Annotated in this window: 21 protein-coding genes; 9 read left to right on the top strand and 12 right to left on the bottom strand. The window is 46.1% G+C overall.

The window, feature by feature from the left end:
• Window positions 1–26: 26 nt before the first annotated feature.
• The 3 genes from B5D50_RS09560 to xrtH all read right to left on the bottom strand — a co-directional run bounded on the left by B5D50_RS09560 (window position 27) and on the right by xrtH (window position 2,710).
• Window positions 27–1,382, bottom strand: a complete 1,356-nt coding sequence (locus tag B5D50_RS09560) for an MFS transporter (protein WP_078922380.1) — start codon at window positions 1,380–1,382, stop codon at window positions 27–29.
• 109 nt (window positions 1,383–1,491) lie between these two features.
• Entirely contained in the window at window positions 1,492–2,205 is a 714-nt protein-coding gene (locus B5D50_RS09555) for an exosortase H-associated membrane protein (RefSeq protein ID WP_078922379.1), read from the bottom strand.
• On the bottom strand, window positions 2,198–2,710 hold the full coding sequence (gene xrtH / locus B5D50_RS09550) for an exosortase H (protein WP_078922378.1): 513 nt from the start codon (window positions 2,708–2,710) through the stop codon (window positions 2,198–2,200). Before xrtH ends, B5D50_RS09555 begins: the two co-directional genes overlap by 8 nt.
• Window positions 2,711–3,034: 324 nt before the next feature.
• On the opposite strand from xrtH, the gene ccoG reads away from it, so the two are divergent.
• The 6 genes from ccoG to B5D50_RS09520 all read left to right on the top strand — a co-directional run bounded on the left by ccoG (window position 3,035) and on the right by B5D50_RS09520 (window position 9,625).
• On the top strand, window positions 3,035–4,447 hold the full coding sequence (ccoG, locus tag B5D50_RS09545) for a cytochrome c oxidase accessory protein CcoG (protein ID WP_078922377.1): 1,413 nt from the start codon (window positions 3,035–3,037) through the stop codon (window positions 4,445–4,447).
• A 16-nt stretch (window positions 4,448–4,463) separates the two neighbouring features.
• On the top strand, window positions 4,464–5,321 hold the full coding sequence (locus tag B5D50_RS09540) for a FixH family protein (RefSeq protein ID WP_078922376.1): 858 nt from the start codon (window positions 4,464–4,466) through the stop codon (window positions 5,319–5,321).
• A 1-nt stretch (window position 5,322) separates the two neighbouring features.
• Window positions 5,323–7,755: a heavy metal translocating P-type ATPase gene (locus B5D50_RS09535; protein ID WP_078922375.1), complete on the top strand. Its 2,433-nt coding sequence runs from the start codon at window positions 5,323–5,325 to the stop codon at window positions 7,753–7,755.
• A gap of 23 nt (window positions 7,756–7,778) precedes the next feature.
• On the top strand, window positions 7,779–7,991 hold the full coding sequence (ccoS, locus tag B5D50_RS09530; RefSeq protein WP_078922374.1) for a cbb3-type cytochrome oxidase assembly protein CcoS: 213 nt from the start codon (window positions 7,779–7,781) through the stop codon (window positions 7,989–7,991).
• Window positions 7,992–8,272: 281 nt separating this feature from the next.
• Complete coding sequence (locus tag B5D50_RS09525; RefSeq protein ID WP_078922373.1) at window positions 8,273–9,184, top strand: LysR family transcriptional regulator; 912 nt, start codon at window positions 8,273–8,275, stop codon at window positions 9,182–9,184.
• Between the two features lie 45 nt (window positions 9,185–9,229).
• Window positions 9,230–9,625, top strand: a complete 396-nt coding sequence (locus B5D50_RS09520) for a hypothetical protein (protein WP_234975844.1) — start codon at window positions 9,230–9,232, stop codon at window positions 9,623–9,625.
• On the opposite strand, the gene prmB is transcribed toward B5D50_RS09520, so the two are convergent.
• Window positions 9,597–10,529 carry a 50S ribosomal protein L3 N(5)-glutamine methyltransferase gene (gene prmB, locus B5D50_RS09515; protein ID WP_078922371.1) on the bottom strand — a complete coding sequence of 311 codons (933 nt, stop codon included), beginning with the start codon at window positions 10,527–10,529 and terminating at the stop codon, window positions 9,597–9,599. The two genes, B5D50_RS09520 and prmB, sit on opposite strands and share 29 nt — an antisense overlap.
• On the opposite strand from prmB, the gene asd reads away from it, so the two are divergent.
• From asd to pyrE, 3 genes are all read left to right on the top strand, one after another.
• Window positions 10,529–11,458: an archaetidylserine decarboxylase gene (gene asd / locus B5D50_RS09510; RefSeq protein WP_234975843.1), complete on the top strand. Its 930-nt coding sequence runs from the start codon at window positions 10,529–10,531 to the stop codon at window positions 11,456–11,458. The two genes, prmB and asd, sit on opposite strands and share 1 nt — an antisense overlap.
• Window positions 11,459–11,551: 93 nt before the next feature.
• A complete protein-coding gene (locus B5D50_RS09505; RefSeq protein ID WP_159448605.1) occupies window positions 11,552–11,983 on the top strand; it encodes a pentapeptide repeat-containing protein in 432 nt (143 codons plus the stop codon).
• Window positions 11,984–12,045: 62 nt separating this feature from the next.
• The gene (gene pyrE / locus B5D50_RS09500; RefSeq protein ID WP_078922368.1) at window positions 12,046–12,693 is read left to right on the top strand and encodes an orotate phosphoribosyltransferase; all 648 of its coding nucleotides are present in this window, start codon (window positions 12,046–12,048) and stop codon (window positions 12,691–12,693) included.
• A gap of 92 nt (window positions 12,694–12,785) precedes the next feature.
• On the opposite strand, the gene B5D50_RS09495 is transcribed toward pyrE, so the two are convergent.
• From B5D50_RS09495 to pilW, 8 genes are all read right to left on the bottom strand, one after another.
• Window positions 12,786–13,037: a helix-turn-helix domain-containing protein gene (locus B5D50_RS09495; protein ID WP_078922367.1), complete on the bottom strand. Its 252-nt coding sequence runs from the start codon at window positions 13,035–13,037 to the stop codon at window positions 12,786–12,788.
• 626 nt (window positions 13,038–13,663) lie between these two features.
• Window positions 13,664–15,754, bottom strand: a complete 2,091-nt coding sequence (locus B5D50_RS09490) for a monovalent cation:proton antiporter family protein (protein WP_200807070.1) — start codon at window positions 15,752–15,754, stop codon at window positions 13,664–13,666.
• A gap of 22 nt (window positions 15,755–15,776) precedes the next feature.
• Complete coding sequence (gene der / locus B5D50_RS09485; RefSeq protein ID WP_078922366.1) at window positions 15,777–17,183, bottom strand: ribosome biogenesis GTPase Der; 1,407 nt, start codon at window positions 17,181–17,183, stop codon at window positions 15,777–15,779.
• A 10-nt stretch (window positions 17,184–17,193) separates the two neighbouring features.
• Window positions 17,194–18,360 (bottom strand): outer membrane protein assembly factor BamB, encoded by a 1,167-nt coding sequence (bamB, locus tag B5D50_RS09480; protein WP_078922365.1) that lies wholly within the window; start codon window positions 18,358–18,360, stop codon window positions 17,194–17,196.
• Window positions 18,361–18,368: 8 nt separating this feature from the next.
• Window positions 18,369–18,992, bottom strand: coding sequence for a YfgM family protein (locus B5D50_RS09475; RefSeq protein WP_078922364.1), 624 nt, complete (start codon window positions 18,990–18,992; stop codon window positions 18,369–18,371).
• 46 nt (window positions 18,993–19,038) lie between these two features.
• Window positions 19,039–20,325, bottom strand: a complete 1,287-nt coding sequence (gene hisS, locus B5D50_RS09470) for a histidine--tRNA ligase (RefSeq protein WP_078922363.1) — start codon at window positions 20,323–20,325, stop codon at window positions 19,039–19,041.
• A gap of 3 nt (window positions 20,326–20,328) precedes the next feature.
• On the bottom strand, window positions 20,329–21,636 hold the full coding sequence (locus B5D50_RS09465; protein WP_143594314.1) for a helix-turn-helix domain-containing protein: 1,308 nt from the start codon (window positions 21,634–21,636) through the stop codon (window positions 20,329–20,331).
• Window positions 21,637–21,670: 34 nt separating this feature from the next.
• On the bottom strand, window positions 21,671–22,408 hold the full coding sequence (gene pilW, locus B5D50_RS09460) for a type IV pilus biogenesis/stability protein PilW (protein WP_078922361.1): 738 nt from the start codon (window positions 22,406–22,408) through the stop codon (window positions 21,671–21,673).
• Window position 22,409 lies beyond the last annotated feature (1 nt).

The following is a 22,409-nucleotide window of genomic DNA, read 5'->3' as shown; positions in this document are numbered from 1 at the left end:
CCTTTCTTGAGGTATGACGGCTAATTTTACGCGGCTGCCTCTAAAATTGCACGAAGCCCCTGCTCGTCGAGTTCTTTTTTATCGACTTTCAGATAAGCGACTTGCTCTTCGGTCACAATCGCAATTTCATAAATGCCGCGCACTTTTTGCAAGGTTTGATACATGGTTTCCCAGTCTGAAACCGCATGTTCAAACCGCACGACGCGGCTGGTATAAAAGGCGGGAGTGGGGAGCTTTAAGGTGATCAATAGCCAAGTGGCTGCTACAACCGCACTTAACCAAAACACGCCTGCTGCTTGCCATTGCTGGTTCACCCAACCCCCCACGAGACCCCCTACGAAAATGCCCAAAAATTGCGTGCTATTATAAATCCCCATCGCTGTGCCTTTAGTTTCCACGGCGGAGTATTTGGCGACTAAGGACGGTTGAATGGCTTCTAAGAAATTGAAGCCCAAAAAGAATAAAGAAAAAGCGATTAATAACCAGTAGCGCTCTTCATATCCTAGTGCCAGCAATATTTCAGCTAGTACTAATAAGGTAATCGCAGCTAATAGCATAGGTTTAATTTTATGCCGCTTTTCTGCAACAATAATTAAAGGAATTGAGCCAATGAAAGCTACTAAAAACACCGGTAGATAAACTTTCCAATGCTCCAAAGTTGGCAAGTCAAGCTGCTGAATAAATAAGGTAGGGATGACTAAAAAATTAGCTGTCATTATCAAATGTAAAGCGAATACCCCCGCATTCATACGTAACAATGCCTTATTTTTAAGTGCTTTCAGCAGATAGCCACTTACAATCCCAGCATCACGATGTGAACGAATATGCAACGGGGTAGGTACAACCCATCCCACTAATAAAATCCCGGTAATCGCTAGGCCAAAGGTGAACCAAAAAATCCCTGCCATGCCCGCTTGAGTATAAATAATCGGACCTAAAATAATCGCTGCCATAAATGACAAACCAATCGTCATACCGATGAAAGCCATGACCCGGGCGCGATTTTCTTCACGGGTTAAATCAGCGGCTAATGCCATCGTTGCGGCCGCGATAGCTCCCATCCCTTGCAGAGTCCGCCCGACAATAATCATTTCAATTGACTGTGCAAGTGCAGCAAGGATACTGCCTAAGGCAAAGACGCATAAACCTCCAATAATCACGGGTTTACGCCCAATCCGGTCAGAGGCGATACCCAGTGGAATTTGGAAAATAGCTTGAGTCAGACCGTAAATACCAATGGCGATGCCCGCTAGTAACTCAGTGGAGTTGGGGAGTGTCTGTGCATAGAGGGCGAATACGGGCAGAATCATAAACAAACCCAGCATACGCACGGCATACACAGCAGAGAGTGAAAAGGCAACACGCCATTCCAAAGCATTCATCGGGGTTAGCTCACCATTGCTTTTGACAAGAGGGCGCTATGTTAGCGCGTTCACAACAGAGCGCATAGCCTACTGATGGCTAGGATGATGAACTAAGGCATAGGCCTAACTAAGTTTGCGGCTTACTTTCGTAGCGTAGTGAGCCATGAATCAGTTGCTCAAGGAATAGCGGGTTGCGCTGCGCCCAGAGCAGGATGGGTAGCACGGCAGGAAAAATCAGAAAACCAATTCGATAAGCTAAGGCAATGAAGGCTTGTACTAGTTCTTCATTGAATAGCGGCCAGAGTGTTTTAGCTTGATTCGTTAGCTCGGGTTTAAAATCAAGCACTAATAAATTAGCCGTATTGAAATAAAGCCCCCAGACGACAATCAGGCTGACTAAGCCCCAACCTAGGAACAAGGTCGTTAATTTAGTGCTAGCTTGGCCGGGACTGGCTAGGACTAAAGCACTTAAAACGGGTAGGCCATAAGCATATTTGAGGCTGTCGAGCGGGAGGGTCAGCAAGAAAGGATAGTGTTGACCGGTCACAAAAAAATTAGCAGAAAAACGCGCAAAACCTTGCGGTAATTCGGCACTGCTATGAGCGCCTAGATAAGTATGCAGCATCAAATAGTGCTGCTGTATATCAGCGGCTTCAATTAAATGGGGTAAACCTAAAGGTAACAACCATTGGGCGAGCTCGAGTGCAGGGCGCACTAACCAAGCTGAGAGTAAATAGCCTAGGATCAACAAAATTGGTAAGTAGACGAGGGTTCTGATTAAAAACCAGCGTGGACTTAAGTTTGAGTTGATCAACAGCTGATGCAAGAGGCTGTTAGCCATGATCCAAAGCAGGTTGCTGTACGGTGGATTTATTCTGCTTAACGACCCAACGAATCCAAATAATAAAAGCAATCAATACATCAAGGAAAATCAAGCCTTGCCAAATGTAAAGGTGCGCCCATTCAAACCACTGCTTATTCCATTGAAGTAGATAAAATAGACTAATAATTCTAAGAATATTCAAGCTTTGAATCGCCAGATAGCCTAATAACAAACCCCATAAGCGTTGCTGCCAAGTGGCTGGGTAGGCAAGTATCGCAGCGGTTAAGCAGATCATGGCTTCAATTCCATTGCAGCCCGCTAGAATCACCACGGAAGTACCATTCGCAAGGCTTTGGATAATGATGCCATTGGAGGTGACATCTGCATCAAAGAATTTCATGATGCCTGCACTGATTGCAGCTAACTGTTCAGTAAAGGGAGTAATCAGCTCGGCTCGAACGATGGGTAGCCACTCAAGAGCAAACAACAACAGTAACAGGATTAGAAATCTAGTTTTATTCATTGGTTTAATCTTTAACAGTATAATCTTTGAATGTAAGCTTTAGCGTAGCTTAAACCTTCCAAGGGATTTAGCTAGTGTCTACTAAAACCTTTAAAAAATATATCTTTGGTTGGTTTTTTGGCATTGAGGCTTGGGTTTTGAGGGATTAGGTTGTTTGTATTTGTAGGCCAAGGTGTGGTTTAACCAAATGTTAAGGTCGGTGTTGAGGTCGGTCGTTTATTAGTGTTCTCTAAAATTCCTGTTCCTTCTTGATCTCCCTCAAGGTAAAATTGACTTCCTTAGGGTAGCATGCCCAGCCATCTTCAGTTGAGAGCCCAAGCCGTTATGAGCAATGTGCAAGTGATTCAGCCAAAAAACGTCATTCAGCCGCGTTCAATCAAGGGGCGTTTTCGTAATTTAAAAACCGGCATTATGGTTCTAGCCTATGCGGTGTTTTTTATCTTGCCGTGGCTGCGTTGGGATCGAGCTGTAGGACCTGATCAAGCCGTGATGTTTGATATTCCTGCCCGACGTTATTATCTCTTTGACCTAGTGATGCATGCACAGGATGTTTTCTGGTTGACGGCGCTCTTGTTCTTAGCGGCGGTTTTATTGTTTTTTGTCACGACGCTATTGGGACGGGTATTTTGTGGTTATTTTTGCTTCCAAACTTTGTGGACAGATGCTTTTCGTTTTATTGAAAAAGCCATTCAAGGGGATCGAGTCGCGCGAATTCGTTTAGAAAAGCAGGCTTGGAATCAAGAAAAAATCCTAAAAATCGGAGCAACTCATGCGGCTTGGCTCGCTTTATCCTTATGGACGGGCTTGACCTTTGTTTTATATTGGGGTGATGCCTTTACCCTGACTAAAGACTTCTTCACTGGTCAAGCACCCAGTGCCGCTTATTTCACTGCTTTTTTGTTAATGATCACTACTTATCTCGCGGCGGGTTGGATGCGTGAATATATCTGCTTGCACGTCTGCCCGTATGCACGTTTCCAAAGTGTAATGTTTGATCAAGACACGCTGATTGTCTCTTATGATCCACAGCGGGGCGAGGGTTCGACTGGGCGTGCTACCCCCATTAAAGATTTACGTGATCGGGCAGTCCGCCAAGCTCAAGGACATGGTGACTGTGTAGACTGTGGTCTGTGTGTGCAGGTTTGCCCAACCGGGATCGACATTCGTGAGGGCTTGCAGATTGCTTGTATTCACTGTGCTTTATGTATTGATGCTTGCGATAGCATTATGGATAAGTATCAATGGCCGCGTGGTCTGATTCGTTACACTTCTGAGAATGGTTTGGAAGGGAAGAAAACCCATTTCTTTAAGCTACGCACGATTGGCTATGGTTTAGCCACTTTATTAGCTGCTGCTTACTTAGTTTGGAGTATTTCCAGTACCAAAATGTTAGAGGCGACGGCAGTCCAAGTCCGTAGCCCACTGTATGTGGTGCTTTCAGATGGTAGTATTCAGAATAGTTATGAGGTAAAGATTAACAATAAGACTCAAGTTGCCGCCTCTTATCGCCTGAGTTTGGCTGATTTGGAAGGTGCGAGCTTATCTTTGGGGCAAGTTGATCCTAATAATATTCGTTTAGAGCCAGACACCAGTGTACGTGTTTTTGCGAAGGTGAAACAGCCAGCGACTGCACGGAAGGGCAGTAAAACTAATCGTGAATTCCATTTTAAATTAGAGCCTCTCAGCGGTGAAGTGACTGAGCCTGTTATCATTCCTTCTCAGTTTATGATGCCCTAAGGAGCAAGAGCTAAGTATGGAGAATTACAGCTTACTAACAACCTTAGGTATCGGCGTATTCGCGTCGTTTGCCTTATTTTTCCTGTTTTATCTGGGCTTAAAATGGAATAGCAAGCTGGCTGCTTTAGTCACTATTTTGTTAGTGATGGGCGTTTATATCCCCTTAGCGGCCACCCATTGGGCAGGGGTGGATGTCTTTGCGATTCATTTCGCTTTCTTTGTGATGAGTGGCTATGGCTTGGGGATTATTACCAGTCATCGTAGTCATCGACAGCGCTTAGAGGCTAAATTAGGCCAAACCAGTACTCAGCCAAAGAAAGGTTGGTTTCATTGGGCACCAGCCATTATTGTCGTCTTCTTCATTGTTCTAGCGACAGTGGATAGTATCATTATCACCCTCGCGAATAAGGGTGCCAGTAGTGAGTTTATGGCACGTTTTTTACCCGCGCCACGTTTTACCAGCAGCCCGGTAACTTCTGTCTTTCCCGGTGCAGTTCCACACGATTTTAAAGAAAAGTATGCGCAGTTTAATCAGCATTTAGATCAGCTTGAAGTTCAACGTGAGCGCGGTTGGCAAGTGCTCAATGGTTGGCAACAAACACCGCGTGCCGGACAAGCTGCCGTCTTTAGCATTAGTGTCACCGATAAAGCAGGTCAGCCTGTGAGTGGGGCGCAGGTCGAAGTAAGGTTCTTACGCCCAGCGGATAAGAGTAAAGATAAGCAGTTTACTCTGCCAGAAAGTAATCTAGGGACTTATGGCCAAAGCGTGCAATTGGACGAGCCCGGTTCGTGGACGGTCGTGTTGCGCATTCAGCGGGGGGATGAAGTCCATGAGGTAAAGGGTACTACTCACGTTTCTGCGCTTGCTGGTTGATATGTCTAAACCAGAGTCATTGAGTTTAGCGGCCAACTGTTTTCATTGTGGTTTGCCGATTCCTCAAGGTGCACGTTATTTAGTTGAAATTGAGGAGCACAAGCACAGCCTCTGTTGTGCTGGTTGTCAAGCCGTGGCACAAGCGATTGTGGCGAATCAGCTGACGGATTTTTATAAATTCCGTACCGATATTAGCTCGCGCCCTGAGGATTTAATTCCTGAGCAACTCCGTGACCTACAAGTCTATGATAGTCTGGATTTGCAACGCTCGTTCGTGCGTGAAACGGCGGGTTCCGTGCGTGAAGCTTCGCTGATTTTAGAAGGGATAGTGTGTGCAGCTTGTGTCTGGCTGAATGAGCATCATGTCAAGCAGCTCCCCGGAGTGCTGGATTTTCGGATTAATTATTCGACTCATCGGGCTAGTTTGCGTTGGGATAGCCAGCAACTCAAGCTTAGCCAAGTCCTAACGGCGATTACTGAAATTGGCTATCATGCTCATCCTTTTGATCCCGGGCGCTTAGAATCCCTGCAAAAGAAAGAAAAGTCGGCGGCTTTACGCCGGATTGCTGTTGCTGGTTTAGGCATGATGCAAGTCATGATGGTGGCCGCTGCTATGTATATTGGTGCTGCCTCCGATATGGATCTGCAAATGCGTCATTTCCTACGCTGGATCAGTCTAGTGATGACCGTGCCAGTGGTATTTTATTCAGCACGAGTCTTTTTCCAATCGGCTTGGCGTGATCTGCGACGCGGACGTTTTGGCATGGATGTGCCCGTTTCAATTGGGATTGGGATAGCTTTCATTGCTAGTGTCTGGGCGACTCTTACGGGCGGGGGTGAGGTCTATTTTGATTCGGTGACCATGTTTACTTTCTTTTTGCTCACGGGGCGTTATTTAGAAATGAATGCGCGCCATAAAGCTGGGCAAGTGGCTGAGGCCTTAGTCCGTTTGATGCCCGCTACGGCGACTTTATTGCTAGAGGGTCAGCAAACGGTAGTACCCGTCAGCCAATTAAGACGTGGTGATCGAGTACTGATTAAGCCGGGCGAAGTCGTACCTGCCGATGGTTTAGTCCTCGAAGGCATGAGTAGTACTAATGAGGCTTTATTAACCGGAGAAAGCTTACCTTGCCGTAAAGCCGAAGGTGATCAGCTAGTCGGCGGTACAGTCAATATTGAAAGCCCCTTAATTCTGCAAGTCAGTCAAGTCGGTGATCACACCGTGCTGGCTGCGATTATTCGCTTATTAGAGCGTGCTCAAGCTGAAAAGCCAGAGCTGGCGCGGTTAGCTGAGCAAGTCTCCTCAAGGTTTGTCCCGCTGATCCTCTTGACGGCGACGGCAGTCTTTTTGTATTGGTATCAGCATGAGCCAAATCAAGCCTTCTGGATTGCGCTATCGGTCTTGGTGATCACTTGCCCTTGTGCTTTTTCCTTAGCGACTCCTACGGCTCTCACGGCTGCCACTGGTTTATTGACCTCAAAAGGGGTACTGACGACTCGAGGTCATGCCTTAGAAACTTTGGCGCGAATTGATGAGCTGATTTTAGATAAAACAGGCACTCTGACTTATGGGCAACTCGCCGTCGTTGATTTGAAGTGCTTGGGTGAGATGCAAGAGCAGGCATGTAAGCAGCTCGCTGCTGGTTTGGAGCAGGCTTCAGAGCATCCAGTCGGCAAAGCCATTGCAGCATTAAGTCCGCAGCCTTATCACTTGGCACAGCTTAGCTCAGAATCTGGGCGTGGGGTGCAAGGTTATTGGCAAGGTATTTGCTATCGCTTAGGTACAGCCAGCTTTGTTGCTGAGTTAACCCAGACAGCCTTACCGGCGAGTAAAGGCAATGAAACTCTGTATTCCCAAGTGTATCTCGGTTCTACTCACGGTTGGTTGGCACAGCTAAGCTTAGCTGATCAACTGCGAGCCGGGGCGAAACCAGCAATACAAGAGCTGACGAGTTTAGGCATTAAAATCAGCTTATTAAGTGGTGATCAGCCAGCAGTAGTTCAAGCTATCGCGGAGCAAGTAGGGATAACTAAGGCTTGGGGTGGGCAATTACCCGCTGATAAATTAGCCTATCTGCAAGCTTTACAGGCTGAGGGTAAGGTCGTGGCGATGGTGGGTGATGGGGTAAATGATGCCCCCGTTTTAGCAGGGGCTGCGGTATCTATCGCGATGGGTAGCGGTTCGCAGTTGGCACAAGCCAGTGCCGATATGGTGTTGCTCTCAGAAAATTTACAGCAGTTACCGTTTGCGATTAAAACCTCTAGACGCATGCAAACCATTATTAAGCAAAATTTTGCTTGGACGATTGCGTATAATCTCTTGGCCATTCCTTTAGCCGCTACGGGCTGGGTAGCTCCGTGGATGGCGGCAATTGGTATGTCAGCCAGTTCACTGATCGTGGTGCTAAACTCACTGCGGTTAAAACAGTTTTAAAGCGAACAAGGAGATCATCGACGATGGAAGCTTTGTATGTACTGATTCCAATTGCGATTGGTGTCATGATTGTGGTGGTGATTGCCTTTATTTATACAGTACGCAGTGGTCAATACGACGATTTAGAAGGCCCCGCCTACCGGATTTTGATGGATGATGATGACCCGCGTATTCCTCATCAAAACCAGTCCAACCGAAAACTAGCTAAGGCGCCAGCTGAGGAAACAGAGCATTAACGTGTAAAAAATTTACATTTAGTAGTGAATCTTGCGCCTCTTATCAAAAAAACTTGCTTTATCAGTGCGAACCGCCCCTGTTTATACAGAATTGTCCTATTCTAAGGATAGTATTTGTAGAGTTTTCGATAGAGATATTTTATAAAGTGGTATTTTTTATCGTCAAATTAAACGGTAATATCCGGTAATGGATGACCGGTAAATCAGATCAGGGAATAGTGAGTCAACCCCCCCCTCATACCTGACCTAAGCAGTGTCACTAACAAGGAGAATAGTTCTAAATGTCAGACAGAAGATTACAAGTCTTCCATGCGGTTGCGCGTTTGCTCAGTTTCACCAAAGCGGCTGAAGTGCTTCATATGACCCAGCCTGCGGTGACTTTTCAAATCCGCCAATTGGAAGAACAGTTTGATACCCGTCTTTTTGATCGTACCCATAATCGAGTCACCCTGACTGAAGCTGGCCAAGTTGTTTACGAGTATTCTGAGAAAATATTTGATCTGTATGGCGAAATGGAAAATGCCATTCGAGAAATGACGGATGATATTAGTGGTTCGTTGACGATTGGTGCGAGCACGACGATTTCTGAGTATATGTTGCCTTCATTATTGGGTGATTTTAAATCCAAAAATGCTGACATTAAGTTGCGTTTAAGAGTCTCTAATACCGAAGGCATCGTTTCTATGGTGGAAAACAATGTCATTGACTTAGGTGTAGTCGAAGGCCCTGTAACCAATAAAAACTTGTTGGTTGAGGTCTGTCGGACTGATGAGATGGTCGTGATTGTCCCACCAAGTCATGAGCTGGCTAAATTAGATAAAGTGACAGCAAAAGATTTGGTCAAATACCCGCTGATTTGTCGTGAAGAAGGCTCAGGTACACGCGAGGTCATGGTTGACTATTTGTTTGCTCAAGGAGTTGATAAACACGGGATTAATAATTGCCTCGAGCTCGGTAGCCCAGAAGCAGTGAAAGGTGCCGTTGAAGCCGGTATGGGTGTTTCGGTCGTTTCTAGTGCTAGTATTAGCAAGGAAATTAAGCTCAGCTCCTTAGTTTCTAAACCTTTAGATCCGCCATTGACTCGTGATTTTTCCTTTGTCCGTCAGCGCCAAAAGTTTAAAGTGCCAGCAATGGAAGAACTTTTAGAGTTTGCGCGGATTTATTGCCAACGCGCTAAGCGTGCTGAAGTTTAGGGAATTGTGTTTTAAGTTGATTGATAGCTTGCTATTAAAAGGTTAATGATGTTACCAGCATTAGGGCAGGGTAGCAGTACTCCCCAAGAAAAGCGTTTGCGCAGTTTGTTTCGTGAGCTAGCTGCTCAAGATCAGGCGAGTTTGCTTAAGTTTGCTGAATTTTTAGCAAGCTCTGCAACCGTGGTTGTGCAGACTCCAGAAACTTGCCCTGAGCCTGTGTTGCTAGCTCGGCCAACGACTGAATCAGTCGTTAAGGCGATTAAACGCTTAAAAGCAAGCTATCCAATGTTAAGTGCTGATAAATTACTTTCACCCACTTCCGATTTAATGGCCGCCCATTTGATTAAAGGGCGGCCTGCGAATGAGATTATTGATGAATTAGAGCAAGTGTTTGTTGAGCATTATCAACAATTTAAAGCGAGTTGGGGGCAGCCGCTTTAAAGGCTGCAGCGTATTCATCGAGTTGAGCGGCTGTTAATAAAAAGACGCCATCGCCGCCACGTTCAAACTGTAACCATTGAAAAGCAAGCCCGGGATAAGCTTCAACCAAGGCAAATTGGCTATTACCCACTTCAACAATCAAGCTGCCATGCTCGTTTAAATGTTCGCGGGCAGTGGCTAAAATTCGATGAACTATATCTAGACCATCTTGCCCTGCCGCTAAGCCTAGTAACGGCTCATGCTGAAATTCACTGCTCATTTCATCAATTTCGGCCGCATCGACATAGGGTGGATTACTGACGATCAAGTCATAACGTTGATTTGCTAAATTGGCGAATAAATCCGATTCGATAGCGTGCACCTGTGCTTGTACACCATGCCGCTCGATATTAAGCTGAGCGACAGCGAGAGCATCGGTAGAAATATCGCTTAAATCCACCTCTGCCTGTGGAAATGCATAAGCACAAGCAAGGCCAATACAACCACTGCCTGTGCATAAATCCAAAATTTTTCCGACATGAGCTTCATCTATCCACGGATAAAATTGCTTTTCGATTAATTCGGCAATCGGCGAGCGTGGTACCAGCACTCTTTCATCCACATAAAAGGGTAAACCTGCAAACCAAGCTTCACGGGTTAAATAGGCGGCTGGCTTACGTTCAATAATGCGCCGCTCCAGAATATCGAGTACCTTGAGTTTTTCTGGTTGAGTGAGGCGACTGGCGAAATACAGTTCAGGTGTATCCACCGGCAAATGCAGCGTATGTAAAACTAAATAAGCAGCTTCATCCAAAGCCGAGGCCATGCCATGCGCAAAGCTAAGTTCGGCTGCACGAAACTGGCTGGCTCCCCAACGGATGAAATCCAGAATACTAGAAAGTTCGGTGAGAGCTGGTTGCGCCATTGAGTGTATTCCTTTCGGCTAAATTGCCGTATCATCCAGCATTTATTAGCTATTTGCCAAGCCCTATGCCTATTTCTGACTATTTAAAAGCCTGGCCGCTGTATGTATTGCCACAGCATGCAATTTCGCGTCTGGTGTATCGTTTAACTCGGCGGGAGTCCAACTGGACTCAGGCGGCGATTCGTCAATTTATTAAGACATTTAAGGTGGATATGAGTGAGGCTGAGCAGCCTGACCCGCGTGCTTATAAAACCTTTAATGCCTTTTTTACCCGTCGCCTAAAACCTGAATTGCGGCCGGTGGATCAGGCTGTCGGGGTATTAGCCAGCCCTGTGGACGGTCAGATTAGCCAAGTTGATGCGATTCGTGAAGGGCGAATTTTTCAAGCGAAAGGCTTTGATTATTCGGTTTTAGAACTCTTAGGTGGTGATACAGCGCGGGCGCAGCCCTTTTTAAACGGGCAATTTACGACGATTTATTTATCACCCCGCGATTATCACCGCATTCATATGCCGCTAGCAGGTAAATTAGTGGAGCAAGTTTATGTGCCAGGGCGTTTATTTAGTGTAGCAGGGCATACCGTCCGCACGATTCCTCGCTTGTTTGCACGTAATGAACGGGTCGTGGCTATTTTCGAAACAGCGTTTGGCAAGATGGCTTTGGTATTAGTCGGTGCGATTAATGTCGCCGCGATTGAAACCGTCTGGGCGGGACTGATCACACCGCCCCACCAAAAGGCAATTCGGGTTGAGCATTATCCTGAACTGAGTTTAGCCAAGGGTGAGGAAATGGGGCGTTTTAATATGGGATCGACGGTGATTGTTTTGTTGGAAGCCAATACCTGGGATTGGGGAAACATGGCAGCGAATCAGCCAGTGCGAATGGGTATTAAACTGGCCGAATGGATGGGTAAAACGCCTGTGGTTTAAGCTGGCAAAGCTGATTTAAAGAGCTACACTCTGTAGGAATGAATTAAAATTACATGGAGTGTTATGATGAAAGTTCCAAACATAAGGAGCTCAGTGATTTATCTTGGTTTAGCTCTAGGCTTAGGGTATCAAGTTCTTGCTGATGCTAGCGAATCATTAAAAACGCCAAGCTATCATGCTGAAAATTCAGATTTGTCTGGGCGTAATTTTGAGGGTGTGAATCTGAGTTTAGCTGACTTTACGCACAGTAAACTCAGTGGCTCTAGTTTTAGAAATGCGAATTTGAATTATGCCAATTTGAGTTTGGCCGATTTTAGTCATACGGATCTGACGAATGCGTCTTTAAAGTTTGCACTGATTGAGTTCACTAATCTTACAGCAGCCAAAGGTCTAAGTCTTGACCAATTAAAAGAGGCTTGTGTGACGGAGTTAGATTCGACTGCTGCTAAGCAATTGGGGTTTGATTTAAACAGCTATCAAGCCCCGAGTGCTTGCTTATTATGGGAACATGTACCACGAGGTTAGCTGCTGTTTCCGTATATTTTTCTGCTATGATGCTTGGCGCTTAATTCAGAAGAGAGTGCCAGATGAAACCCTATCAACAAGATTTCTTAGCGTTTGCGATGCAACAAGGGGTATTGCGCTTTGGCGAATACACCTTGAAATCTGGGCGGGTTAGCCCGTATTTTTTTAATGCGGGCTTATTCCAAACTGGCTCAGCACTCAGCCGCTTGGGGCAATTCTATGCCCAAGCAATTGTCGAGTCGGGTTTAAAGTTTGATATGTTATTTGGCCCTGCTTATAAGGGTATTCCCTTAGTGGCAGCGGTGGCGATTGCTCTGTATGAAAAGCAGGGCTTGGATTATCCCTATGCGTTTAATCGTAAAGAAGCGAAAGATCATGGAGAAGGTGGGACGATTGTCGGTGCGAGTTTACACGGTCGCGTCTTAGTCATTGACGATGTGATGACCGCAGGTACAGCAATTCGTGAGGCGGCAGCCATTGTAGCTGGGCAGGGTGCGAGGTTAGCGGGTGTGGCTATTTCCTTGGATCGCCAAGAGCGCGGCCAAGGTGAGCGCTCAGCAGTGCAAGAAGTACAGGTGAATTTTGGTGTACCGGTGATTAGTATTGTGGGCTTGCAGAATGTTATTCAACATGTACAAGAGCAAATTGCTGATCCGGCTTTATTAACAGCGATTCAAGACTATCGGCAGCGGTATGGGGTAGTGATCTAAGCTTTGGTTTGGATAAGCTTCCTGCTAATTAACAGGAGGCTTAGCAAACTTGCCTAAGGGCGTACTGTGTTGCGAACTGAGGTATTAGCGCATTACAGTAAGTTATGACGTTTTAATTTGGTGCGTAAAGTGGCACGATTAATCCCCATGCACTGAGCTGCACGTGATTGATTACCGTGGGTATAGCGCATCATTACTTCTAACATCGGGCGCTCGACTTCATCCACCACTAAGCGATAGATGTTGCTTGCTTCATGATCCCCTAAGGTATTCAAATAGTCTTGGAGTGTGCGAGTCACGGTTTCAGACAGAGAAGAGTCTAAGGCGCGAGTTGCTGTATTCATTTCCTGTAACCTTTAATTATTGGAGCCCTTGTGCAGCACTTAAATCCTAATTGCAGTGATTGCAGTTAGCTGTATGGGACACGATTGTAAACATACTGTGTTTATAACCTGACTCACTGGTTATCCTATCCAGATGCCGTCCGTGATAGTCCTGCACACGGAGGTCAACATCCACGCTGTAAAAGTCATGTTTAGCCCTGATGACGATTACACCACAAGTTTGGATATGGACAGTAAATTAAGTCAGAAGTTCTTTGCATTGTCCTTAATTTACTGTTTGGCTAATCAAACCTGAATATAGCGCATCAAGTCTTCAGCATGCGTCTAAGTTATGGTGACTTCCTAACTTACCAGCCATTAAGCAGCAAACCCTACTAGCAAGCCCTGTCAACACTTCAATTTATGGTTCGGCTTAAAGAGTAGCTGACCCGAAATGTAGCGCAGTGCCTATTTAGCATGAATTTTTAGCAAATTAATCACCAGAAATCACTTACTAAACGCATTAGCTGCCTAAAAGAGTACCATGTCCTAAAAAATATTCATGCAATGCTCGATAAGCGAGGATTTCCAGCAGACAGATGGCAAAAAAAATAGGCAGATTGAAAAATGGCGAGTAATCAGCACTATTACTCAGGGTTTTCTAGCTTAGATTTAGGCTCTTCTAGCTCAGTGATGCTAGTTAAGGTTTTGAGTTCGGGGGGCGTTTTAGCGTCCTTGATTTTATCTTTACTTTCTTTGCGTTCCCCATGAATTTTCTTCTCAATTTCTTTAAAACGATCAACTTTGCCTTCAATAATTAAAGTATCCTCTGCTTGTAAAATCATCTCGGGGGAGGGCTGATCGCCACGAATTTCACCACGTTTGAGGGCTTTGAGGGTAATATCCATGCTGGCTAGGTTGAGGTCGGCAATACGCTTACCGACGGCTTTATCGGTTTCTTGCAGCACAATGCTATGCAGAAAGGTTTCTGATTTGCTAGTGGCTTTTTGTGCTAGGCCATGAAAGAAGCTTTTAAGTTGATGATAGCCCTCGACACGAATACGGTTGACCACTTCTTCAATCTCTTCATTAGGTAGTTCCAATTTTTCTAAAACTCGCTGGGCTACCATCACGCTGGCTTCTAAAGATTCGGGTAATACCTCGGTAGCGCCCAATTTAATCAGGGTTTCTAGATAGGTATCATCTCGAGCGCGGACGATGATTGGAATTGTTTTATTCTTTTTGCGTGCCGCCTCAGTGATGTGCTGTGCAGTTTCAGGTGCAGTGATTGTGATAACCACTAAACGTGCGCGTTGGATTCCTGCGGCCATGAGAATTTCAGTGCGGCTAGCATCCGCATAATACACTGTTTCCCCGGCTTCCCATGCTTCAGTGACGATTTTTGAGTCTAACTCTAAACCTAAATAGGGGACACCTTGCTCTTGCAATAGGCGGGCTAATCCTTGTCCAACCCGTCGATACCCGCAAATGATCACATGATTATCGACCTCTTTCACTTCCCGACTAAAAGCATGGACATCTTTGTAGCGTTGTCTGAGATAACTATCACTGAGTAATTTTCGGGTAACGGTATCATTGGAGCGAATCATTAAAGGTGCAAGTGCCATGCTAATTACAATCGCGGCTAAGGCTGCTTGAACTTCATCTTGAGTCAGTAAGCGATTACTTAAGGCCAAAGACAGTAGAGCAAAACCAAACTCTCCGCCCTGAGCTAGGACTAAACCGGTACGTACTGAAATACCCTTACTATTGCCAAATAAAAATACTAAGCCCGCCACAATCAGCGCTTTAATAACGATGATGCCCAGTAACAGCCAAAGAATGGATAACCATAGCTCAGGCAACACGGCGAGGTTTAATTTCGCACCCACCGTAATGAAGAATAAACCCATTAAAATATCACGAAATGGGCGAATCTCGGTTTCAATTTGATGCTTATATTCGGTTTCGCTCAGCATCATACCAGCAAGGAAAGCACCTAAGGCTAATGACATTCCTAGCGACTGAGTGACCCAAGCCGAAGTGAGGGCGACGAGGAGGACGGTGATATTAAACAATTCGATGGATTGCGCATTGGCAACCTTTTGAAACAAAGGCCGCAGCACATAATGAGCCGTAAACAACATCAAGGCTAAGACCAGTATGTTCCCCAGTGCATGTAAACCCATGACGACAAGCTCAGGATCAGCCGTCGTATTATGACTTAATAAGGGAATCGCGATTAAAAAGGGTACAACCGCAATATCTTGAAAAAGTAAAATACCTAAGGCTAACTGCCCATGTCGCTCATGCATTTCACCTTGATCGGTGAGTTGCTTAATCACAATCGCAGTCGACGAGAGCGCCATTGCGCCAGCAGCAATGATCGCACCCTCCCAGCCCACACCCAGATAATTCAATAAAACAAAGCCGACGAGGGTAGACAGTAGCATTTGTAAGCCACCTAGACCCAAGACAGTACGGCGCATCGCTAGAAATTGAGTAACAGAAAACTCTAGGCCGATAGCAAATAATAGAAAAACCACCCCGACTTCAGCCATGAACTCAATCGAGTGATTTTCGGGTAACCAACCTAAAGCATGCTCACTACTGAGCGCACCCACTAATAAATAACCGAGGATAGGTGGGAGTTTAAAGGTACGAAACGCAGCCACAGAGGCTACTGACATGACCAATAGTAATAAGATGCCTTCTAATAGGTTAGTACTTTGCTCCACACAGCCCCTCGTGTGTTAGGAATTATTTTTTGCCAGCCGCAAACTTCATTAACCGTTTTTTCTTATGAATTTGGCGTGGTGTTAAATTATTACGCTTACCTTCGAAAGGATTTTCGCCTGTTTTAAATTCGATTTTGACTTGAGTACCCGTTAGCTTCAAGGTTTTATGAAAATAATTAATTAAATAGCGTTCATAAGCAGGCGGGACTTTATCCGTCTGATTGCCATGAATCACAATTAAAAATGGATTACTCCCACCTTGATGAGCGTAGCGCAGCTTAATCCGTCGCCCACTTACTAAAGGCGGTTGATGCATTTGCACGGCATTTTCTAAAATACGAGTTAAACGGGAGGTAGGAACTTTCAGCATCGCAGAGTCATAAGCGGCATGGATTGACTTATACAATAAGCCTACTCCTGTACCATGCAAAGCAGAAATAAAATGTTTCTCAGCAAAATCTAAGAAGGGCAATTTGATTTCTAATTGATGCTTAATTAGATCGCGCTCATCACTTTCTAGGCCATCCCATTTATTGATCGCAAGCACTAAGGCTTTACCCGCATCTAAGATTAAGCCTAATAAATGTGCGTCTTGATCGGTGACACTATCATGGGCATCCACCAACATAATGACAACATGTGCTTCACGAATCGCATCTAACGTCTTGATGATACTGAATTTTTCAATCGTTTCATTCACACGACTACGGCGGCGCACACCCGCAGTATCAATTAAGGTGTAGGGTTGGCCATCACGTTCAAAAGGAATGAAAATACTGTCACGAGTCGTACCCGGCTCGTCAAACGCAATCACTCGCTCTTCACCTAGAATTCGATTCACTAGCGTGGATTTACCGACATTAGGACGACCGACGAAGGCAATCCGAATCGAGGGTTCGGCGTTTTCATCCACCGCTAGGGTTTCACTAGTTTCGTCGGCGGGAAAGTGGCCTAAAATATCGTCCATCATGGAACTGACCCCGCGCCCATGCACAGCAGCAATGCTATACACTTCGGCAAAGCCTAAGCCATAAAATTCTGCAGCGGCTTGATCAGGGTCAACTCGATCGGTTTTATTAATGATAAGAAAGACGGGTTTACCCGTTTCGCGCAGCTGCTGGGCAATAAATTCATCACCTGCATTTAAGCCTTGCTTACCATCAACGATGAACATCATCGCATCCGCTTCAGCGACCGCCGCTAAAGTTTGGCGCGCCATGTATTGATCAATCCCGACCTCTTCACCGCTTAAACCACCCGTATCAATGACGAGATAATCACGCTCAAACATTTCACCCGTACCGTATTTACGGTCACGGGTTAAGCCGGGAAAATCAGCAACTAAGGCATCACGTGAACGGGTCAGGCGATTAAAAAGGGTCGACTTACCCACATTTGGGCGTCCAACAAGGGCAAAAACCGGTCTCATTTATTCATCATCATTGCAGGGCATGAGCCGCTAATACGCCACTCTTACCAAAAGTATAAACCACTCGGCCATCACTCATCGGTGGTACAGTATAACCTGCCGTATCGCTCTGTAGGCGTGCCACAGTTTGACCGTTGCGGGTATTAATCCAGTGCAAATAGCCGGCATAATCGCCGACTACAATATAATCACTCATTAAGGTCGGTGCAGTCGGTGTGCGCCGTTGCAGATCATCCATTTTCCAAATGGGGGCACCGGTTTGTGGGTGGATCTTCCAGACATTACCTTCCACATCCGTGCTATACAAACCATTGGCATCCGCATCCACGCCCGCATAACTAGAATAAGGTTGAGCCCAACCTAAAGCACCATCTTGCAAGCGTATACCCGCGATTTGCCCATTGTAACTAGCAGCAAATAGGGCTGAACCGACTTGTTTAATCCGTCCATCCACGTCAGTAATCTTGTCTAAATCATTCCGGCCACGGGGTACGGATAAAATCGCTTCCCACAAACCCGTTCCGGCTTCTAAATCAAAAGCCGTCACGGTGCCATTATCAAAACCTGCGATTACCGCACTACCGACAATCAAAGGCGCACCTGCACCTCGTAAGGATAATTCAGGGCTAGGGCGGATTTGCTGCCAAATAATTTCACCCGTTTGGGTTGATAAACCAGTCAGCTGGCCATCGCCTGTGCGAAATACTACCCGCCCCTTACTAGCGGCTGATACGGCGAGTACTTCACTATTTAAATGCTCAATCCAGCGGATTTTGCCGGTTTGGCGATCCAGCGCAATCGCACTACCTTCACTCGTCCCGACAAACACTAAGCCTTCCCCGCCATTCACCCCGCCAGTGATTTCTTCACTGATCGGTGTTTTCCAGAGTGCAGTTCCCTTACGTTTATCCCAAGCACTCGCTGAGCCTCCGCCAGCAACAATGACCGCTGTTTCATCCACATAAGGATAAATCCGTACATAAGCTTTATCGCTGCTGCCGGTGCTGACTTTCCATACGGTTTGTATATTCGCTGTGGCTTGAATTGCTTGAAGCTCTTTGGGTGGATTCGGATCTTTAGCAGGCAGCACACTAGAAAAGCTACTACAAGCCGTTAAGCTTGCCGCTAAAAACAGACTGGTCATAACACTCGTCATCACAGTAGCTAAAGATCTCATGGATACGCCTAGGCTCCTTTACCGAGGTTATCAAGCTTAATTTTAATCAGTTCATTCGAACCATTTTTAGCAGCCAGAATAGCACGTTCATAGGCTTTACGGGCATCCTCGACTTTATTTTGTGCGCTATAGATATCACCTTTAATTTCTTCTAGCACGGATTCATAGGAAGTAGCATAGGTTTGGCTAGCTAATTGCAGAGCTTCATCATATTGAGCGGTTGCAGCGAGGACGCGTGCTAAGCGTACCGAAGCGGCGTTTTTTAAATCAGGATCTTGACTGTGCTCAATCACCCAACGCAAAGCAGCGGAGGCAGGTTCATACTCACCCTGTTCAGCATGTTGCTTAGCGGTTTCTAAAGAGGCCAGTGCCGCATAAGGTGATTTGGCATATTCAGACTGTAATTGCTCAAGGTTTTTAGTAGCAATCGCCGCATCGGCGGTGGTTTGAGTGGTGTTATACAGGGAGGACGCTGTTTCCATTTGCGTAATTTGGTATTTTTGCCAATACTCCCAACCAAATAAAGCAGCAATCGCTAAAGCAATCCCTGCAACGACTGACAAGCCATTATCTTTCCACCAATTCTTAATATCTTCAGCTTGTTCGTCATCCGTCTTATTATAATCAATCATGCTTAGGCCTCTTAGTCCTGCTGGTTATACTTAATTTTTTTAAGGTTTAGTGATTTGTGATCTGCAACTGAGTGGCGAGTTGTTGATTGAGCTCAGTCAGCTTAAAACTCAGTTGCTTAGCTTCAGCATTTTGCATGGGTTTAAAGCCAATTTCACCTGCTGCTAATTCGTGTTCGCCCAAAATAAGCGCATAGCTTGCCCCCGATTTGTCGGCACGCTTCATCTGTGTTTTAAGACTACCGCCCCCAGTATTAATCTGCAATTTGAGCTTAGGGAGTGCAGTCCGCAATTGCTCGGCTAAGACCATACCTTGTTGTATGGCCGATTCGCCCGCTAATACTAAATAAATATCGGGTCTTGTTGCATTTAAGGCGGAGTCTTGAACTTGCATTAATTCTAGCAAACGCTCCATGCCCATCGCAAAACCACAAGCAGGCGTATCATGCCCACCCATTTGCTTGACGAGACCATCATAGCGCCCACCCGCACAAATAGTCCCTTGTGCGCCTAATTCTTCAGTGATCCATTCGAAGACCGTGCGGGTATAATAATCTAAGCCACGCACTAAGCGTGGATTGATCAGATACTCAATTCCCATCGCCTCGAGCATGCTGCAGAGTTGCGCAAAATGCTGTTTCGATTCAGGATCTAAATAATCATGCAAACTGGGTGCAGCATCGGCAATCGGGCGAGTCAGTGGATGCTTGGTGTCTAAAATCCGCATTGGATTAGTTTGCAAGCGCTGCTTGGCTTCTTCATCGAGTTGATCGAAATGGGCTGAGAAGTATTCAATCAGCTTGTCACGATAGACTGCCCGCGAAGCCGGTGTCCCGAGTGAGTTGATTTCTAAGCGTACTTGTTTTAAGCCTAACTCTTGCCATAGGCGCGCACTTAAAGCAATTAACTCAGCATCAATGTCAGGGCCTTGAATCCCAAAGGTTTCGACACCAACTTGATGGAATTGACGATAACGGCCTTTTTGTGGCCGTTCATGGCGAAACATCGGGCCGGTATACCAGAGGCGCTGCTGCTGGTTATAAAATAAGCCGTGCTCAATACCTGCTCGTACACAACTAGCCGTACCTTCAGGGCGCAAAGAAAGACTGTCGCCATTGCGATCAGCAAAGGTATACATTTCCTTCTCAACAATATCGGTCACTTCGCCGACGGCGCGCTTAAATAGTTCCGTTACTTCAAGAATCGGCGTGCGTACTTCCCGATAGCTATAGCGGCTCAGTAATTGGCGTACTGTACTTTCTAAAGACTGCCATGCGGTGGATTGCTCAGGCAGGATGTCATGCATCCCACGAATGGATTGTATTGTTTTTGCCATGAGTTAGTTCACTGTAAAGCGCGCAACACTCCCTCGGGTGTATTTGGCATGATCATAAGCTTGACCATTTAAATACAGTTTTACGCCCGGGGCATTACCAATCTTAAAGGTGAGTGGGGTGCGCGTTTTAAATTGCTTCCAAGTATTGGGTGAGTTAAGTGACTCAAAAATAGATTTATTGCTGCCATCTTTGACCTGCATCCAGACTTCTTGAGTGAATTCCATGCGCACGGTGACCTCGCCATCAATGGGCTGCTGTGTGGTCGCTACGGCTTCTACAGGCTTATTGGGATCAACAGCAGGAGGCGCAGTTGCCACTGTCGCGGTAGGATCAGTCGCGCTGGGGGTTGCTACCGGAGCAGGGCTAGTTACAGTGGTACTCGCTGCCGTTGTCGTCGGATCAGGCGTTGTGGTCGTCGGTGCAGCGGTAGCCACTGTACCTGCTGTTGTTGGTGTCGGTGTAGAACTCGGACTCGTCGGGCTAATGACTGTACTGCCTGTAGTTGGGCTAACCGCTGTTGGCTCAGGTGTCGTGGGTGCCGTGGTAGCTGAGGTTGCGGCTACGGTGGGATTAGTTAAGTCTAAGTTAGTAGGTGCTTCAGTCGGTGTCGAACTCGGTTGCACCAACTCTGTGCCTGTGGTTGCGGTAGGGCTATCCTGAGTTGTAGTCGCTAAGGCGGGCGAGCTAGTATTGGGTAGCGGTTGGGCAGCTGTTAAATCCGTACTGGCTCCGGTAGCAGGATCAGTCGCCACTGGAGCGGGTGTATTGGTTTTTTGCGTAGCGATCAAGGTAGGTGCTGAGCCGGGTTGGGCAGCCGCAAAGGATTGCCAAGTTTGCTTGACCCATTGATTAATCCCCGGAATCATCGACAATACGCCTAAGAATAAGACTAAAGCGACCAAGCCTAACATTCGCACCGTAGTCGGCGAAATACTTGGCTTGTGCACGCGGGTTAAGCTCACGGGTGTTGGTATATTTAAGGAGTCAGGATCAGCTCCGCGTAAGACTTCATAAGTGCGAATTAACGGCTGCGGATCACTATCATCTAAGCGAGCATAACTGCGCAAATAGCCCCGTACATAAGGTGGATCGGGTAGTTCAGCAAAGTTTTCACTTTCCAGCGCTTTAATCATCGCCGGTGATAAACGCATGGCGATGGCTGCTTGTTCTTGATCTAAGTCAGCTCGTTCGCGGCAAGCTTGTAGCTTGGCTGAAAGATCGCCCGGACGCACAATGCCATCATTACGCTTTTCAACAACAATAGGCTGCTCGTCTGGTATTACATCCATGTCTGCGTTAGTGTCCGTCACGCCCCACTCCAAAAATACTTAATTAATTCAGGTTTCAGTTAATCTGTTTGGCTTCTGCGCTATTGGGGAAATGCGCTATTAGCTGAGTCGCACATTGTTCCGCTGCGGTTAAATCATTTAAAGCCTGATTGATCTTATAACATAGTAACAGGGTTTCTGCTGTACTCTGAGCGCGCTCATTATACCGATAAAGGAAGGCTTGTGCCTTGGCATTTTCACCCCGAGCATATTCTAATTCAGCCATTTGATATAAGGCGAGCGAGAACTGAGGGTTGTGCTCTAAGGCTTTGCGGTAATAGCCCTCTGCTTGTTGCGGAATTTTAGCTTTCTGTAAGCAAATGCCCGCATTGGTATAGGCAAACTCAGGGGTTTGATAGAGAGGGTTTTTGATTGCGGCCTTAAAAGCGGTTATGGCAGCTTGATAATTACCCTGTTTGCAGAGGTGTGAACCGTAATTATTTAATAGCTCAGGGTTTTTACCATCGAGTTGCATCGCACGTTTGAACAAGGCACTCGCCTGTTGCATATTGCCTAAGCGTTCTTCGAGCAAGGCAGAATAATGCAAGGCATCTTTGGAATCGCGGTTAATTCTTAAGGCTTTTGCTAAGTTTTCTTGGGCTAGCTCTAGGCGGTTTTTTTGTAAGTAACCCACACCCAATTGTGAGTAATATTCGGCTGTTTCTTTTTTGCTAGGTCCTTTAGTCGTGCTAGCACACGCCGATAAGGCAGCCGCTAGCAGCAAAACGGCTAGTGATTTAGTTGTTATTCTCATC

This window comes from Thiothrix eikelboomii, from assembly GCF_900167255.1.
GTDB classification, from domain to species: domain Bacteria; phylum Pseudomonadota; class Gammaproteobacteria; order Thiotrichales; family Thiotrichaceae; genus Thiolinea; species Thiolinea eikelboomii.
This window is presented reverse-complemented; position numbering and strand designations above follow the sequence as displayed.